At 71.8% G+C, this 2,582-nt stretch carries 4 protein-coding genes; all 4 read left to right on the top strand.

The features are described 5' to 3' along the window. On the top strand, window positions 1-400 hold a 400-nt coding region (locus tag G3I65_RS13235; protein WP_203612370.1), incomplete at its 5' end, for a hypothetical protein. A gap of 15 nt (window positions 401-415) precedes the next feature. Further along, the gene (locus G3I65_RS13230; protein WP_160696374.1) at window positions 416-1,411 is read left to right on the top strand and encodes a GDP-mannose 4,6-dehydratase; all 996 of its coding nucleotides are present in this window, start codon (window positions 416-418) and stop codon (window positions 1,409-1,411) included. A gap of 16 nt (window positions 1,412-1,427) precedes the next feature. After that, window positions 1,428-2,156 carry a sugar phosphate nucleotidyltransferase gene (locus tag G3I65_RS13225; RefSeq protein WP_160696373.1) on the top strand — a complete coding sequence of 243 codons (729 nt, stop codon included), beginning with the start codon at window positions 1,428-1,430 and terminating at the stop codon, window positions 2,154-2,156. Continuing rightward, on the top strand, window positions 2,141-2,582 hold a 442-nt coding region (locus G3I65_RS13220), incomplete at its 3' end, for an NAD(P)-dependent oxidoreductase (RefSeq protein WP_160696372.1). The genes G3I65_RS13225 and G3I65_RS13220, both read left to right, overlap by 16 nt.

The raw sequence follows: 2,582 nt of genomic DNA, 5'->3' as shown, positions 1-2,582 counted from the left end.
CCGACGGCTGCTGGGCGCCACCGGGCGGCTGCGGGTGTTCTCCCGCCGCGTCCGGCTCGTCCTGCTCGCCGCGCTGACGCAGTACCTCGCGGCGACCGTCCTGCTGATCGCGGCGGTCGCGGCGATCGCGTGGCGGGCCGGGCTGGCCGAGCCCGGCTGGAGCGCCGTCCCGCAGATCGGCGCCTACCTCGCGCTCGGCGGGGCGATGTTCCTGGCACTGCTGCTGCAGACCATGGGTGCCCGTGTCGTTCCGCTGGCGGCCTGCGCGGCCGCGTTCGCGGTGGAGCTGGCCGGGCGCGGGTTCGGCGTGCGGGCGCAACTGGCCGCCACGATCGGGCTGCTCCTGTTCTTCTGCGTGTTCGCCGTGGCCGTCCTGGGCAAGGCGTCGCGGCACTTCTAGAGAAGGGATCGACCCATGACGGGACTGGCCGTCGTCACCGGCGCCGAGGGCTTCATCGGTTCACACCTGGTGGAAGCGCTGGTGCGGCGCGGGCACCGGGTTCGCGCCATGGTGCTCTACAACATGTACAGCTCGCGGGGCTGGCTGGACACCGTCGATCCCGGGACGCGCGAGCAGGTCGACGTCGTGTTCGGCGACGTCCGCGACCCGGCCACCGTGCTGCGGCTGGTCGAGGGCGCCGAAGTCGTCTACCACCTGGCCGCGCTGGGCTCGATCCCGTACTCCTACGCCGCCCCGCGGTCCTTTGTGGACACCAACACGATCGGCACGCTGCACGTGCTGGAGGCGGTGCGCGCGTGCCGGACGCCGCGGCTGGTGCACACCTCGACCAGCGAGACCTACGGGACGGCGCGGACGGTGCCGATCAGCGAGCAGCACCCGCTGCAGGCACAGTCCCCGTACGCCGCCTCCAAGATCGCCGCGGACAAGCTGGTCGAGTCCTACCACCTGAGCTTCGAGGTGCCCGCGGTCACGCTCCGCCCGTTCAACACGTTCGGTCCGCGGCAGTCCGCGCGTGCGGTGATCCCCGCGGTCATCACGCAGCTGGCGGCCGGTGCCCGGCAGCTGCGGCTCGGCGCCCTCGCGCCGACACGGGACTTCACCTACGTCACGGACACCGCCGAGGCGTTCGTCGCGCTCGGCACGGCGCCGGCTTCGGCGGTGCTCGGCGAGCAGTTCAACGCGGGAACGGGCGCCGAGGTGTCGGTCGGCACGCTCGTGGCCGACATCGCGCGGCTGATGGGCCGCCACGCCGACATCGTCGAGGACACCGAACGCCTGCGCCCCAAGGACTCCGAGGTCATGCGGCTGGTGTGCGACGCGTCGAAGCTCACCCAGCGCACCGGCTGGCGCCCGCTGCGAACCCGCGACGAGGGCCTGCGCACGACCATCGAATGGTTCTCCGACCCGGGAAACCTGGCGCGGTACCGGCCCGGCGAATACAACCAGTGAACTCGAGGAGGCGACCATGCACGCAGTGATCCTGGCCGGCGGCAAAGGCATCAGACTCCGGCCCTACACGACCCGCCTGCCGAAACCGCTCGTGCCCATCGGGGACGAGTTCTCCATCCTCGACATCGTCCTGAGCCAGCTGGCGCACTGCGGGTTCGACCGCGTCACGCTGGCGATCGGGCACCTCGGCGAGCTGGTCCGCTCCTACGCGGGCGACGGCAGGCGGTGGGGCCTGGACATCGACTACCACCAGCAGGGTTCCGCGCTGGGCACGATGGGCCCGGTCCTCGAGCTGCTCGACCGGCTGCCCGAGGAGTTCCTGGTGATGAACGGCGACGTGCTGACCGACATCTCCTACCTCGACCTGCTGCACGAGCACGCCGAAAGCGGCGCGCCGCTGACCGTGGCGACCTACCAGCGCCAGGTGCAGGTCGACTTCGGCGTCCTGTCCACAGTGGACGGCGTGGTGGTGGACTTCGTCGAGAAGCCGAAACTGGACTACCGCGTCAGCATGGGCGTCTACGGGCTGCGCCGCCAAACGCTGCGGTCCTACACGCCCGGGCTCCCCTTCGGCTTCGACGAGCTCGTCCTCGACCTGCTGGCCCGGCACACGCCGCCGCACGAATACGCGTTCAGCGGGTACTGGCTCGACATCGGCCGTCCCGACGACTACGACCGCGCCAACGCCGAGTTCGACCTCATCAAGGAGTCCCTGCTGAAAGGCGCGCGATGCGCATCCTGGTGATCGGCGCCTCCGGGTTCCTCGGCGGGCACGTCCGGCGCGCGGCGGCCGCGCGGGGCATCGAGGTGATCGCACCCGCGCACGACGTCCTCGACCTCGCGGCCGGCAGCGCCGAGCCGGCCGCGCTGATCGCGAAGATCGCGCCGCGGGCCGTCGTCAACTGCGCGGGTGCTGTGACCGGCGATGCCGCGGCGATGAACGCGACGAACGTCGTCGGCACGGAGAACCTGGTGCGCGCGATCGGCCCGGGCGTCCGGCTGGTCCACCTCGGTTCGGCCGCGGAGTACGGCCGCGGCTCGCCGGGCGTTCCGGTCACCGAGGCCGCGGTCCCCCAGCCGCTCACCCCCTACGGCGTGACCAAGCTGGGCGGCACGCGGATCGTCGCGGACGCCCGCGAATCGGGCCTCGACGGAGTCGTGCTGCGCGTCT

Origin of the sequence: Amycolatopsis sp. SID8362, from assembly GCF_010550475.1 — a bacterium.
Classification (GTDB): Bacteria; Actinomycetota; Actinomycetes; order Mycobacteriales; family Pseudonocardiaceae; genus Amycolatopsis; species Amycolatopsis eburnea.
Note: the sequence above shows the minus strand (reverse complement) of the source record. Positions and strands in the feature narration are given on the sequence as shown.

Excerpts from the sequence above, each read along its gene's own strand:
- G3I65_RS13230 (WP_160696374.1), top strand. The coding sequence starts at position 416 with ATGACGGGACTGGCCGTCGTCACCGGCGCCGAGGGCTTCATCGGTTCA.
- G3I65_RS13225 (WP_160696373.1), top strand. The coding sequence starts at position 1,428 with ATGCACGCAGTGATCCTGGCCGGCGGCAAAGGCATCAGACTCCGGCCC.